Below are 12186 nucleotides of genomic sequence, written 5' to 3'. Positions count from 1 at the left end.
TTGTCGGCCCTGTACAACGCACCATCCTCCAGCCTAGCGAGTCGTGGGTCCAGCGGACGCCCTTTGCGACCACCCGGCGACGAGAAGGTGCTCGTGCGCGCGACGCCGACCGTAGACTGAACGCCGAGGGCCTTTAGCTCAGCTGGTAGAGCGCCACGTTTACACCGTGGATGTCGTCGGTTCGATCCCGGCAGGGCCCACCGTCTTCACGACCGGGGTGTCGGTGCCCGGGGTAGGTTGGAGGGCGTGAACGCCAGCCCCGCCGACCAGCGCCGCCTCGTCGAGGTCGCCGAGCTCGATGCCCGTATCCGCCACGCCGAGCACGCCCGCAAGAACCCGCCGCAGGCGGCGAAGGTGCAAGAGCTCCTCGCGCACCGTCAGACGCTCACGCAGGAGCTCTCCGTCCGTCTCGGTGCGCGCGACGACCTGCGCACCGAGCTGTCGCGCATCGAATCCGACGTCGCCGTCGTCGACGCGCGCAGTGCGCGCGACACCGAGCGCCTCGCGACCTCGAGCAACTCCAAGGAGGCGCAGGGGCTCGAGAGCGAGCTCGCGTCGCTGGCCCGGCGCAAGAGCGACCTCGAAGACGCCGAGCTCGAGGTGATGGAGCGGCTCGAGGAGGCCGAGGCCGCGGTCGCCGAGCAGGAGGCCCTCATCGCCGAGACGAACGCTCAGGGCGCCGAGCTGAGCGCCGAGGGCAAGCGCGTCGTCGCCGAGGCGACCGCCGCATTCGAGGCGGCTTCCCGCGACCGCGCCGGCCTCGCCGGCGAGGTGCCGGCCGACCTGCTCGCCCTGTACGACAAGCTCGCCACGCGCAGCCCCGGTGCCGCCTTCCTGCGGGCGCGCACGTGCGAGGGCTGCCACATGGTGCTGTCGGGCACCGACCTCAACGTCGTGCGGCAGACTCCCGAAGACACCGTCGTGACGTGCCCGGAGTGCGGCTGCATCCTCGTGCGGACGAACGAATCCGGCATATGACGCCCCGCCTCGTCGTCGACGCCGACGGGGGATCGTGTGGCGAAGCGGATGCCTCGGCCTGACGCGCCCGCCTGGATCGTCCTCGGCCACACCGATGGCGGCGCGGTGGCCGCGCTGCTCGACGCAGGCGGCGCCGAGACCGGCCGTCACGCACTGACGTCGTCCGAGCTGCCCGGGTGGGTCGCCGAGCGCGAGGCGGCGGACGCACCGCGCTGGGTCTGGAACGACGCCCCGCAGTGGTACGGGGCGCTGCTGCGCGCCGGCGTGCGCGTCGGTCGCTGCCACGATCTGCGGCTGTGCCACGCGATCCTCCGCTCGTCGAGCCTCGTCGTCCCGGGTGCGATGCGCGGACCGGGTGGGTGGGATGCCGCGCCCTTCGCCGCCGTCGCCGACTCGGCGCCCGCGCTGTTCGATCTCGACCCCGCCGAACGGCCTGCCGGTCCGCCCGACGGTCTCGACGAGGCGCTGGCCGAGTTCGCTCGCCAGCGCGATGCGGTCGCGAGCTCCGCCGACCCCTCGCGGCTGCGCCTGCTCCTCGCCGCGGAGTCGGCAGGTGCGCTGATCGCCGAGGAGTTGCGCGCAGCGGGACTGCCGTGGGACGCCGCGGCCCACGACGGCATCCTGGTCGACCTCCTCGGCGAGCGGCCGCCGGGCGGCGGCCAGCCGGCGAAGCTCGCCGCGGCGGCCGCGAGGGTGCGCGAGGCTCTCGGCGATCCTGCGGCGAGCCTCGACTCGCAGCCGAAGCTCCTGAGGTCGCTGCACCGAGCCGGCGTGCTGGTCGAGTCCACCAGCCGGTGGGAGCTCGCCGAGCACCAGCATCCCGTCATCGCTCCTCTGCTCGAGTACAAGAAGCTCGCGCGGCTGCTGTCGGCCAACGGCTGGGCGTGGCTCGACGAGTGGGTCGCCGATGGACGCTTCCGTCCGGTGTTCGTACCGGGCGGCGTGGTCACCGGCCGCTGGGCATCGTCGGGCGGCGGTGCCCTGCAACTGCCGCGCCAGCTCCGCGAGGCTGTGCGCGCCGATCCCGGGTGGAAGCTCGTCGTCGCCGATGTGGCGCAGCTCGAGCCGCGCGTGCTCGCCGCGATGTCGAGCGACGCCGCCCTTGCGGCCGCCGCACGCGGGCGCGACCTCTACGCCGGCATCGTGGAGAGCGGCGCGGTGCCGTCGCGCCAGCAGGCCAAGATCGCGCTCCTCGGTGCGATGTACGGCGCGACGACGGGAGAGTCGGGCCGGCTCATGCCGCGCCTGCGCCGGGCGTATCCGCGGGCGATGGGTCTCGTCGACGATGCCGCTCGCACCGGGGAGGACGGCGGCGTGGTCTCGACCTGGCTCGGGCGCTCGTCACCGCCGCCGTCCGAGGCCTGGGCGGCCGCGCAGTCCCAGGCGACCGAGGCCGAGGCATCCGGCGCCGACGAGACCCGCGCCCGACGGTGGGCGCGCGACCGCGGACGCTTCACCCGCAACTTCGTCGTGCAGGGCACGGCGGCGGAGTGGGCGCTGGCCTGGATGGCCGACCTGCGGTCGCGCCTGCACGCGATGCCCCCGGTCGACGCGGACCTGGCTGCGCCGCGGTCGGGCCCGGTGTTCGCCCGCCGCCCGCACCTCGCCTTCTTCCTGCACGACGAGGTCATCGTGCATGCCCCGGCATCCCTCGCCGATGCCGCTGCACAGGCGGTGACGGATGCCGCGGCCGCCGCCGGGCGCCTGCTGTTCGGCGATTTCCCGGTGGACTTCCGCCTCGACGTGCACATCGCCGATTCAGCGCTCAAGGGCTGAGTCAGTCGCATCCGACGGGAACGATGTCGATCTCGGGATCCCCGATCAGCGGCGTGTGGAGCACGACCGGTGCGAAATCACGGTCGCTGTCCATCACGAAGCGGAACTCGAGCACGCGTGTCTCACCGGGTGCCATCGTCACCGCGGCGGCACTCGAGGGGAACCCGGCCTCCTCCACGTCGGTCGAGATCACCCGTTCACCGTCGACCCGCACGCCGCCGAAGAATGCGCCCGGCGGAGCCGAGACGGTCACGTTGGTCGCGATGTCGCCCGGCCGGACGCCCTCGAGGCCGCCGCCGGTCAGCCACCACGGCAAGGTGGTGCCGGCGTCCGGCGGTGCGGTGTTCGCCAGCGACACGCTGACCGCCACCTCGCGCTTGCCGTCGGGGCGGCACTGCGCGGTGCCCGCGCTCATGGAGAGGTCGAGGAAGGGCCCCATCTTTCCCGAGGTCGCGTCGTTGAAGTACACCGCGAAGGCGTCGGCGCCGGCGGCCTGCTGCCGTGCCGCAGGGCCGCCCAGCGGGCCCTCCGCGAGTCGCTCCGCCTCGTCGGCGTGCGCGCTCCACAGCGCGACGTGACCCTGCTCGACCGGGCCGGCCAGCGCTTCGGCCCACGCGAAGGGGTCGATGTCCTTCGTCAGGATGCCCGACATCAGAGCTCTCGTCAGTTCACGCTGGTACACCGTCTGCTGCTCCACGTCCAGCGACAGATACGGATCCACGAGAACCCGCTGCACGAGGTTGTCTGCGGTCAGTTCGCTGCCGTCCGGCAGTGGGATCGGACCGGTCGCAGACAGCAGAGCCCGAACGGCCCACATGTCGACGGACAGGATGGCGTCGGGGGCGACGTCGGACCGCGTGGCCCACCAGGCGCGCACGAGTTCGGAGGTCACGTCGAAATCCGAGGGCATCGACGTGTTCTGCACGAATCTGCCCACGCGATCGCCGTAGAGCGCCGTCACGGACTCCGGCACGGGAGCGATGGGCTCCGTGCGGGCGGCGAACTGCCCGCCGTCCGCCTGGTCGACGACGTCGAGCGTTCCCCGGTCAGCGCGGACGAGGACGAACGAACCGGTGATCCCGCCTCCCGTGCGCACCTCGGCGCTGTTCTGCAGCATGACCAGGATGTGCCGTTCGCCGTCCAGCCCGAGCATCGGCGGCAGGACCGCCATCGCCGAGGCGAGCGACTCCGCGACCGGCGCGGCCTCCGCAGTCAGGGCGGCGAGCCGGCCGACGCCGTCCGAGAGGGGGCTCAGCAGCGGGCCCCGATCGATGTCGGCGAGGGCTTCCGCGGCTCCGGTGATCGCATCGGAGGTGTGCTGGACGGAGGGAGCCAGCTCGGCGAGACGATCGATGTCGAACCCGCCATCCTCGTTCGACGATTCCGCCGCGCCCTGGAGGGCGGGAATGAGTTCCTCGACCGCGCGGGAGATCTCGTCGAGCTGCGCCGACACCACGCGTGCGGCACCCAGATTGGCGCCGAGGACGGGCACGAACTCCGCGATGCGCCAAGCGGGATCGCCCGACAGCGCGCGGGCTTCGGCAGCCCGGCCGGCGAGCTGGCCCACGGCCGAGTCGACCCGGGCGAGATCGCGTGCCGCGGCCGCGTCCTGGAGCTCCGCGGCCATCGGCGCCATTGCCTCGAGCTGATCCTTGACGAGGAGCGCGCGAATGCCGACCCAGGCCGCAAGGCCCACGACGACGAGCACGACCGCGCCGACCACCAGCAGGACGGTTCGACGCGAAACCCGTCGCCGTCCGGCGACAGGCTCTGTCACGCGGTCACCCGTTCGCGCGATGGCGGCGCCGCGCTGCGACGACGATCAGGCCGATGACGGCCAGCAGCCCGCCCACCACGGCGATCGGGAGCAGCGATGCGCCCAGGCCGGTAGCGGGAAGGAACCCGGCGACCGTCGGCTCGGGCGAGTCCGGACTGAGCATGGGCGTCTCCGGCGCCGCGGCGCACACCGGGGTTGCCGGCGGGTACGACAGCGGGACGGCGACCTCGGGGTTCACAGTGATCTTGGCCGAGATGTTGCCGCGCGTCCACCGGTAGTTGCCATCGGTTTCGACCCATGTGCCGTCCACGAAGGCCCAGCCGGGCCAGCCTGTCGCGTTGCCCGCACCGTCGACCGAGGCACCGGGCCACAGGATCCGACCGCTGAGCTTCCCGTCGACGAGGTCGCCGAGCACCAGGGTCGCGGTGTTCGTGCCGTCCGTGATCACGAGGCGCGCGGTGTTCCCGGTCGCCTGCTGGTCGGGGTCGGTCAGCTCGACGGCGTAGCTGATCCATGGCACGTCTCGCTCGCACTCGCCGACCGCGGTCGAGCCTGCGAGCGTGGGCTCGTCGGGCTCGTTCGGCGTGTAGCCGTCGGTGACATCGGTCTCCGTCGAATCGATGGACGCCGGTGCGGCGGCGTGTGCCGCGCTCGGCGCAAGACAAAGCATCGCTGCAACAGCGAACGCGAAAAGTGCGCTCTTACGCATATCGACCAGCCTCCCCAGGCGGCTCTTCGCAGAGCCTCTCCCCAGTTGGAGGCCCTGTGTGCGCTCATGATACTACGCGGAACGAAGCGCTCACGCCAGCGATCCACGAGCCGCCGGTGTGTCGCGGTCGCGAGAGATAGGATCGACTCCGCGAATGGGTCGGCTGGACGGTCGCGTCGCGAGCGGTCCGCCGCTTCGCGCCGAGGAACGTCCGGGCTCCGCAGGGCAGGGCGGTGGGTAACACCCACCCGGAGCGATCCGCGAGACAGTGCCACAGAGAGCAGACCGCCGGGACCTCGGTCCCGGTAAGGGTGAAAGGGTGGTGTAAGAGACCACCGGGGTCGCGGTGACGCGACCCGCAAGGTAAACCTCGCCCGGAGCAAGGCCAGACAGGGGATGATGACGCGGCCCGCCGAGTCCCCGGGTAGGCCGCTGGAGCGGCACGGCAACGTGTCGCCGAGAGAGATGACCGTCCACGGGGCTCCGGCCCCCGGACAGAACCCGGCGTACAGGCCGGCCCATTCGCCCTCTCGTCAGCTGCGCAGCGGCTCAGGCAAGCGCGAGGGCTGCGGCCCCGATTATGCCCGCGTTGTTGCGATGCACGGCCGGCACGATCGGCGTGCGCAGGTCGAGCAGGTGCAGGAACTGGTCGGCGTGCTTCGAGACGCCGCCGCCGACGACGAACAGGTCGGGGCTGAAGAGGAATTCGATGTAGCTGTAGTACCACTGCAGACGCTTGGCCCACTTCTCCCAGCTGAGGTCCTCGCGCTCCATCGCGGAGTAGGCGGCGTACGCCTCGGCATCCTTCCCGTGCTTCGCCCGCTGCACGTGGCCGAGCTCGGAGTTGGGCACCAGCACTCCGTTGTAGAGCAGCGCCGAGCCGATGCCGGTGCCGAGGGTGGTGAGGATCGTCAGGCCGGGCTTGTCCTTCGCCGCGCCGTAGCGCACCTCAGCGACGCCGGCGACGTCGGCGTCGTTGGCGAAGTGGATGTCGCGCCCCAGCCCGTCCTCGAAGAACTTCTCGGCCTCGAAGTCGATCCACTTCTCCGACACGTTCGCGGCCGACAGCGTGCGGCCGTTCTTCACGATCGCGGGGAACGCGACGCCCAGGGGAATGGACTCGCCCGTCACGCCGAGGGTCGAGAGCACTTCGGTGACCGCATCCAGCACGTCCTGGGGCTCCGCCCCCTCTGGGGTCGCGACCTTGATGCGGTCGCTGATGAGCTGTCCGCGCTCGAGGTCGACCAGTCCTGCCTTGATCCCGGTGCCGCCGATGTCCACGCCGACAGCGCGAGTCGCCTGAGAAGCCATGCCCTCACCCTATCCAGCCTCGGCGCGCGCGGGTGCGAGGCGGCGGTCAGTAGGATCGTGCCGAGGGTCGCCTCGACCGATCGGAATCCCAGGAGCGCACCATGACAAGTGACAGCGAGAAGTACTGGTACAACCTCAAGACGGGAGAGGTCGAGAAGGGCTTCGAGTCTCCGGCCCCCGACCGCGCGGGACCGTTCGACACCGCCGAAGAGGCCGCTCAGGCGCCCGAGGTCATCCGCAGGCGCTCGCGCGCGTGGGCCGAGGAGGAGGCCCGGGAGGACTCCTGGGGCGGTTCCGCGGCGTCCGGTGACGACCGCGACGACCAGTAGTCTGGCTACGGCCGCATCGGGCACCCGGAGAGGATGCGATGGACAAGCAGCGTGACTTCGTTCTGAGGACGATCGAGGAGCGGGGCGTGAAGTTCGTCCGGCTGTGGTTCACCGACGTGATCGGCACGCTCAAGTCGGTGGCGATCGCCCCGGCCGAGGTCGAGGGGGCCTTCAGCGAGGGCCTCGGGTTCGACGGCTCCGCCATCGAAGGGCTCACGCGCTCGTACGAGTCCGACCTGCTGGCGCACCCCGACCCGACGACGTTCCAGACCCTGCCGTGGCGGGGCGAGATCGACCCGACGGCGCGCATGTTCTGCGACATCACGACGCCCGACGGGCAGCCCGCGGTCGCCGACCCGCGCCATGTGCTCAAGCGCGCGCTCGCCAAGGCCGCAGACGCCGGCTTCACCTTCTACACCCACCCCGAGATCGAGTTCTACCTGCTCAAGTCGTCGTCGTTCGGCGCCGACGGACCCGAGCCCGTCGACTCGGCCGGCTACTTCGACAACGTGCCGGGCGGCACCGCGCACGACTTCCGTCGCCGCTCCGTCCGCATGCTCGAAGACCTCGGCATCTCGGTCGAGTTCAGTCACCACGAGGGCGGCCCCGGTCAGAACGAGATCGACCTGCGGTACGCCGACGCCCTCGCGACCGCCGACAACATCATGACGTTCCGCACGGTGATCAAGGAGGTCGCGATCGAGCAGGGCGTCTACGCGACGTTCATGCCGAAGCCCCTCAGTGGCAAGCCGGGCAGTGGAATGCACACCCACATGTCGCTCTTCGAGGGCGATGTCAACGCCTTCTACGAAGAGGGTGCGCAGTATCAGCTGTCGAAGGTGGGCCGTCAGTTCATCGCCGGCCTGCTGCGCCACGCCAACGAGATCGCGGCGGTGACCAACCAGTTCGTCAACTCCTACAAGCGGCTGTGGGGCGGCGACGAGGCTCCGAGCTTCATCTGCTGGGGTCACAACAACCGCTCCGCGCTGGTGCGCGTGCCGCTCTACAAGCCGAGCAAGGGCCAGTCGTCGCGCGTCGAGTACCGCGCGCTGGACTCCGCAGCCAACCCCTACCTGGCGTACGCGCTTATGCTGGCTGCCGGCCTGAAGGGCATCGAGGAGGGCTACGAGCTCCCGCCCGAGGCGGAGGACAACGTCTGGTCGCTGACCGACGCCGAGCGTCGCGCCCTGGGCTATGCGCCGTTGCCGGCGAGCCTCGACCACGCCCTCGAGTACATGGAGGAGTCCGAGCTGGTCGCCGAGACGCTTGGCGAGCAGGTGTTCAACTACGTGCTGCTCAACAAGCGCCGCGAGTGGCAGGAGTACCGCTCGCAGGTCACCCAGTTCGAGCTCAAGAGCAACCTCGAGATGCTCTGAGCCGCCCTGGCGCATGTCCGCGAGTGAACGTTCCAGCTCTCTCACCCATCTCGCGCGCCTCGGCTTCACGAGCCTGAGCGACGCCGACGCCCTCCTCGGAGAGGTCGAGGCGTCGACCGGCGTGCCCCGCGATTCGATGACGTCCGGCGCGCAGCTCGCGGCGGATGCTGATGAGGCCCTGAGCGCGCTGGCGCGCATCGCCCGGCGCGATGCCGATGCCGTGCGGCGGTTGCACGCCGACGAGCAGGGCTGGCGTGCGCTGTGGGCGCTGCTCGGTGCGTCCACGGGCTTCGCCGACTTCTTCCACCGCAACCCGGCTGAGCTGTCGGAGCTCGCCGGCGCAGGCGTGACGCTTCCGTCTTCCTTCGAGCTGCGCGACACTCTCCTCGACGCCGTCGGCGCGGAGGACGGCTTCGCCGAGGACGGGGGAGAGGAAGCCTGGGTCGCCCTGCGCGTCCGCTACCGCCGCATGCTCGCCCGCATCGCCGCGTTCGACCTCTTGAGCGCGTCTCCGGTGGATCACGTGCCGTCGGTGGCGGCTCGATTGGCGGATGCCGCGGCCGCGGCTCTGGAGGCCTCGCTCGCGGTTGCGCGCACTCGGGTCTCGGGCGGCGCAGCGGGCGCCGGACTGTTCCCCCGCGCGCAGGTCGCGCGTGCGAAGCTCGCGATCATCGGGATGGGCAAGACGGGCGCGCGCGAGCTCAACTACGTCAGCGACGTCGACGTCATCTTCGTCGCCGGGACGGACGAAGGTGCGGCTGAGGAGCTGAGCGAGAGCCGCGTGGTCGACATCGCCACGCGGCTCGCCGTGCAGACGATGCGGGGAATCTCGGGCATCGAGATCGAGCCGCCGCTGTGGGAGGTCGACGCCAACCTGCGCCCCGAGGGCAAGCAGGGGGCGCTCGTGCGCACGCTCGACTCCCATCTGGCGTATTACGAGCGCTGGGCGAAGAGCTGGGAGTTCCAGGCGCTGCTGAAGGCGCGCGCCATCGCGGGCGACCTGGCGCTCGGCGAGGCGTACGTCGCGGCCGTGCAGCCGAAGGTGTGGACGAGTGCCGCGCGCGAGAACTTCGTCGACAGCGTGCAGCGGATGCGCGAGCGCGTGACCGAGCACATCCCGGCGGCGGAGGTGGCGCACCAGATCAAGCTCGGTCCGGGCGGCATCCGCGACATCGAGTTCACCGTGCAGCTCCTGCAGCTCGTGCACGGGCTCTCCGACGACCGGATCCGCCAGCGGGGCACGCTCGAGGCCCTGGACGCGCTCGTCGCCGAGGGATACATCGGTCGGAACGAGGCATCCGCCTTCGCCCGCGACTATCGCGTGCTGCGTCTGCTCGAGCACCGCGTGCAGCTGCGCAATCTGCGTCGCACGCACCTGATGCCGTCGCGGCCCGAGGAACTGCGGGTGCTTGCTCGCGTGACCGGCCTCGCCGACACGGGCGACGGCGTGTGGGAGCTCTGGGAGTCGGTGAAGCGCGAGGTGCGCGACATCCATGTCCGTCTCTTCTATCGCCCTCTGCTGTCTGCCGTCGCCGCCCTGCCTGCCGAGGAACGGGCGCTCTCGGCCGAGCAGGCGCACGACCGGCTCGCGGCGATCGGCTTCGCCGACCCGGCGGGGGCACTGCGCCACATCGCCGCGCTGACGAGCGGGCTGAGGCGGAAGGCGGCGATCCAGCGCCACCTGATGCCCGTGATGATCCGCTGGTTCGCGGAGGGCGTCGATCCCGACTACGGTCTGCTCGCTTTCCGTCGGCTGAGCGAGCGGCTGGGTGACACGCCGTGGTTCCTGCGGATGCTTCGCGACTCGTCCGCGGCCGCCGAGAGCCTCACGCGCGTGCTGTCGGGGTCGCGGTACATCGGCGAGCTCATGGAGTGGATCCCCGAATCGGCCGCCTGGCTCGATGACGACGAGCTGCTGCGCCCGCGGACAGGCGTCGCGCTCCAGCAGGAGGCCCGTGCGATCCAGGCGCGCCACGGGTCGGTCGAGGACGCGATGCGATCCGTGCGCGCGCTCCGCCGCAGGGAGCTGCTGCGCACCGCGATGGCGGCCGTCATCGGCACCATCACGATCGAAGAGGTCGCCGACGCGCTCACCACGATCACCGATGTGACGATCCAGGCGACGCTGCGGGCGATCCGCCCGACGATCGTCCCGCCTGAGGACGACGACCTCGACTTCTCGGTCATCGGCATGGGACGCTTCGGCGGGCGCGAGCTGGGCTTCGGGTCGGATGCCGACGTGATGTACGTGTACCGCGCGAACAGCGTCGACCCGCAGCGGGCTCACGAGCTGGCCGTGAAGCTGGTGGCGGCGCTGCGCACGCACTCCGAAGATCACCGTGTGCCGCTCGACCTCGACGCCGATCTCCGTCCCGAAGGACGCAACGGGCCGATCGCCCGCTCGCTCGACGCCTATGCGGAGTACTACCGGCGGTGGTCGCTGTCGTGGGAGGCGCAGGCGCTCCTGCGGGCGCGCGGGGTGGCAGGCAGCGTCAAGCTCATCGGGTCCTTCATGGAGCTCGCCGACCAGGTGCGGTACCCCGCGACGGTCGATCAGCAGGGTCTGCGCGAGATCAAGCGGATCAAGGCGCGCGTCGAGAGCGAGCGGCTGCCGCAGGGCGCCGACCCCGCCCGGCATCTGAAGCTCGGCCCAGGCTCGCTCAGCGACGTGGAGTGGCTGGTGCAGCTGCTGCAGCTCGAACGCGCCCACGAGGTCGAGGGGATGCGAACGACGTCGACTCTGGACGCCCTGAAGGCGGCGCAGCAGGCGGGCGTCATCGCGGCGGTGCCGGCGGCGCGCCTCACCGAGGCCTGGCGGCTGGCGAGCCGGCTGCGCTCGGCCAACACGCTGCTCTCCGGCCAGACAAGCGACATCCTGCCCGTGGACCGCAAACGCCTCGACGGCATCGGTCGCCTGCTGGGATACCCTCCGCGCTCTGCCACGCAGGTCGAAGAGGACTACCTCGGCACCACCCGCCGCGCGCGACGCGTGTTCGAGAAGCTCTTCTACGGCTGAGCGGGGCAGAGGGTGACGCCCTCTATGCTGTCACCGTCGAACGGTGCACCGTTGAGTGCGGCCACCACTCGCGCCGCGCGGTTCCAGTAGCGCGCGTAGTGCTGCGGATCGGCATTGACCTGCGTGCGGTGCGCGACGAGGGTCGGCTCGAGCACGGCACGGTCGGGCACGCGCGCGAGCATCGCCCGGTAGAAGATCGTCGCCGCGCTGTACGGATCCAGCCGCGCCTCGCGCGACCCCCAGCCGTCCTGCTGCTGGAAGAGTCCGATCGAGGTCGTGCGCGAGCCGTCGGGGTTGGTGACGCCGTTCGTCTCCCAGTCGCCGTAGTCGATGTTGCGCAGCGACGACTCGCCCATCGCGGTCATCACGGCGATCGTCTGATCGCGCTCGTCGAGGCCGAGGTCGCGGCCGGCCTTGAGGATCGTGCAGGCGTTCGCGAGCCGCTCGTTGCCGTAGCCCGCGACGCCGGGAGGGGCGGGGAGGATGAACCGTGGAGCCGGTGCGGCCTCGGGCTCGTCGATGGGGATGGACAGCGCGTACGCGACCAGAGCACCGGCCACCGCGACGCCGGCGACGGCGGTGACGATCGACACCGCCACCGACGCGGCGACGATGCCGAGGACACGCGAGAAGCGTCCCGTCCTGGCGCGCGACGCGCGCCGATGCACGGTCTTCCGGCGCCGCGCCGGCTTCGACACGCGCGGCGCAGCGCGTCGCTTCGTCGCAGCGGATCGGGAGGACATCGGTCGTTCGCTTTCGGTCAGGCGGAAGACAGCCCGTTCAGCGTACGGGCGGCGACTGGGTGAACGCCACGGGAAGCAGCGCACGACACACGGAACGGCCCCCGGCGCGATGCCGGGGGACCTTCCGCGAACGATGCTCGACCGCGGTTCGAACTCAGACGTCGACCTCGG

Annotated in this window: 9 protein-coding genes, 1 tRNA gene and 1 other RNA gene; 7 read left to right on the top strand and 4 right to left on the bottom strand. The window is 71.1% G+C overall.

Annotated features, from left to right (window positions below):
* Nucleotides 1-127 precede the first annotated feature (127 nt).
* From ACFC1W_RS10760 to ACFC1W_RS10750, 3 genes are all read left to right on the top strand, one after another.
* Nucleotides 128-200, top strand: a tRNA-Val gene (locus ACFC1W_RS10760).
* Between the two features lie 46 nt (nucleotides 201-246).
* Nucleotides 247-978 (top strand): zinc ribbon domain-containing protein, encoded by a 732-nt coding sequence (locus tag ACFC1W_RS10755; protein WP_375992139.1) that lies wholly within the window; start codon nucleotides 247-249, stop codon nucleotides 976-978.
* Between the two features lie 48 nt (nucleotides 979-1026).
* Nucleotides 1027-2754, top strand: a complete 1728-nt coding sequence (locus ACFC1W_RS10750) for a bifunctional 3'-5' exonuclease/DNA polymerase (protein WP_375992136.1) — start codon at nucleotides 1027-1029, stop codon at nucleotides 2752-2754.
* 1 nt (nucleotide 2755) lies between these two features.
* Here ACFC1W_RS10750 and ACFC1W_RS10745 read toward each other — a convergent pair whose 3' ends face one another.
* Together ACFC1W_RS10745 and ACFC1W_RS10740 are read right to left on the bottom strand one after the other, a co-directional pair.
* A complete protein-coding gene (locus tag ACFC1W_RS10745) occupies nucleotides 2756-4531 on the bottom strand; it encodes a DUF4012 domain-containing protein (protein ID WP_375992134.1) in 1776 nt (591 codons plus the stop codon).
* Between the two features lie 4 nt (nucleotides 4532-4535).
* Nucleotides 4536-5201 (bottom strand): LPXTG cell wall anchor domain-containing protein, encoded by a 666-nt coding sequence (locus ACFC1W_RS10740; protein ID WP_375992132.1) that lies wholly within the window; start codon nucleotides 5199-5201, stop codon nucleotides 4536-4538.
* Nucleotides 5202-5395: 194 nt separating this feature from the next.
* On the opposite strand from ACFC1W_RS10740, the gene rnpB reads away from it, so the two are divergent.
* Nucleotides 5396-5765, top strand: an RNA gene (rnpB, locus tag ACFC1W_RS10735) — RNase P RNA component class A.
* Nucleotides 5766-5789: 24 nt separating this feature from the next.
* Here rnpB and ppgK read toward each other — a convergent pair.
* Nucleotides 5790-6551 (bottom strand): polyphosphate--glucose phosphotransferase, encoded by a 762-nt coding sequence (gene ppgK, locus ACFC1W_RS10730; protein ID WP_375992129.1) that lies wholly within the window; start codon nucleotides 6549-6551, stop codon nucleotides 5790-5792.
* Nucleotides 6552-6652: 101 nt separating this feature from the next.
* On the opposite strand from ppgK, the gene ACFC1W_RS10725 reads away from it, so the two are divergent.
* The 3 genes from ACFC1W_RS10725 to ACFC1W_RS10715 are packed head-to-tail and all read left to right on the top strand — an operon-like array spanning nucleotide 6653 to nucleotide 11272.
* Complete coding sequence (locus tag ACFC1W_RS10725; RefSeq protein WP_191766380.1) at nucleotides 6653-6880, top strand: SPOR domain-containing protein; 228 nt, start codon at nucleotides 6653-6655, stop codon at nucleotides 6878-6880.
* Nucleotides 6881-6918: 38 nt separating this feature from the next.
* Entirely contained in the window at nucleotides 6919-8256 is a 1338-nt protein-coding gene (gene glnA / locus ACFC1W_RS10720) for a type I glutamate--ammonia ligase (protein WP_241110715.1), read from the top strand.
* A 13-nt stretch (nucleotides 8257-8269) separates the two neighbouring features.
* Entirely contained in the window at nucleotides 8270-11272 is a 3003-nt protein-coding gene (locus ACFC1W_RS10715) for a bifunctional [glutamine synthetase] adenylyltransferase/[glutamine synthetase]-adenylyl-L-tyrosine phosphorylase (RefSeq protein ID WP_375992126.1), read from the top strand.
* On the opposite strand, the gene ACFC1W_RS10710 is transcribed toward ACFC1W_RS10715, so the two are convergent.
* Nucleotides 11263-12015, bottom strand: coding sequence for a peptidase M23 (locus ACFC1W_RS10710; protein WP_375992123.1), 753 nt, complete (start codon nucleotides 12013-12015; stop codon nucleotides 11263-11265). The two genes, ACFC1W_RS10715 and ACFC1W_RS10710, sit on opposite strands and share 10 nt — an antisense overlap.
* Between the last annotated feature and the right edge of the window lie 171 nt (nucleotides 12016-12186).

The organism is Microbacterium sp. NPDC056003 (assembly GCF_042274785.1).
Lineage (GTDB): Bacteria > Actinomycetota > Actinomycetes > Actinomycetales > Microbacteriaceae > Microbacterium.
This window is presented reverse-complemented; position numbering and strand designations above follow the sequence as displayed.

Bases quoted from the DNA above. Each gene is read 5' to 3' on its own strand.
- ACFC1W_RS10750 (WP_375992136.1), top strand. From the start codon at position 1,027: ATGCCTCGGCCTGACGCGCCCGCCTGGATCGTCCTCGGCCACACCGAT.
- ACFC1W_RS10715 (WP_375992126.1), top strand. From the start codon at position 8,270: ATGTCCGCGAGTGAACGTTCCAGCTCTCTCACCCATCTCGCGCGCCTC.
- ppgK (WP_375992129.1), bottom strand. From the start codon at position 6,551: ATGGCTTCTCAGGCGACTCGCGCTGTCGGCGTGGACATCGGCGGCACC.
- glnA (WP_241110715.1), top strand. From the start codon at position 6,919: ATGGACAAGCAGCGTGACTTCGTTCTGAGGACGATCGAGGAGCGGGGC.
- ACFC1W_RS10725 (WP_191766380.1), top strand. From the start codon at position 6,653: ATGACAAGTGACAGCGAGAAGTACTGGTACAACCTCAAGACGGGAGAG.
- ACFC1W_RS10740 (WP_375992132.1), bottom strand. From the start codon at position 5,201: ATGCTTTGTCTTGCGCCGAGCGCGGCACACGCCGCCGCACCGGCGTCC.
- ACFC1W_RS10710 (WP_375992123.1), bottom strand. From the start codon at position 12,015: ATGTCCTCCCGATCCGCTGCGACGAAGCGACGCGCTGCGCCGCGCGTG.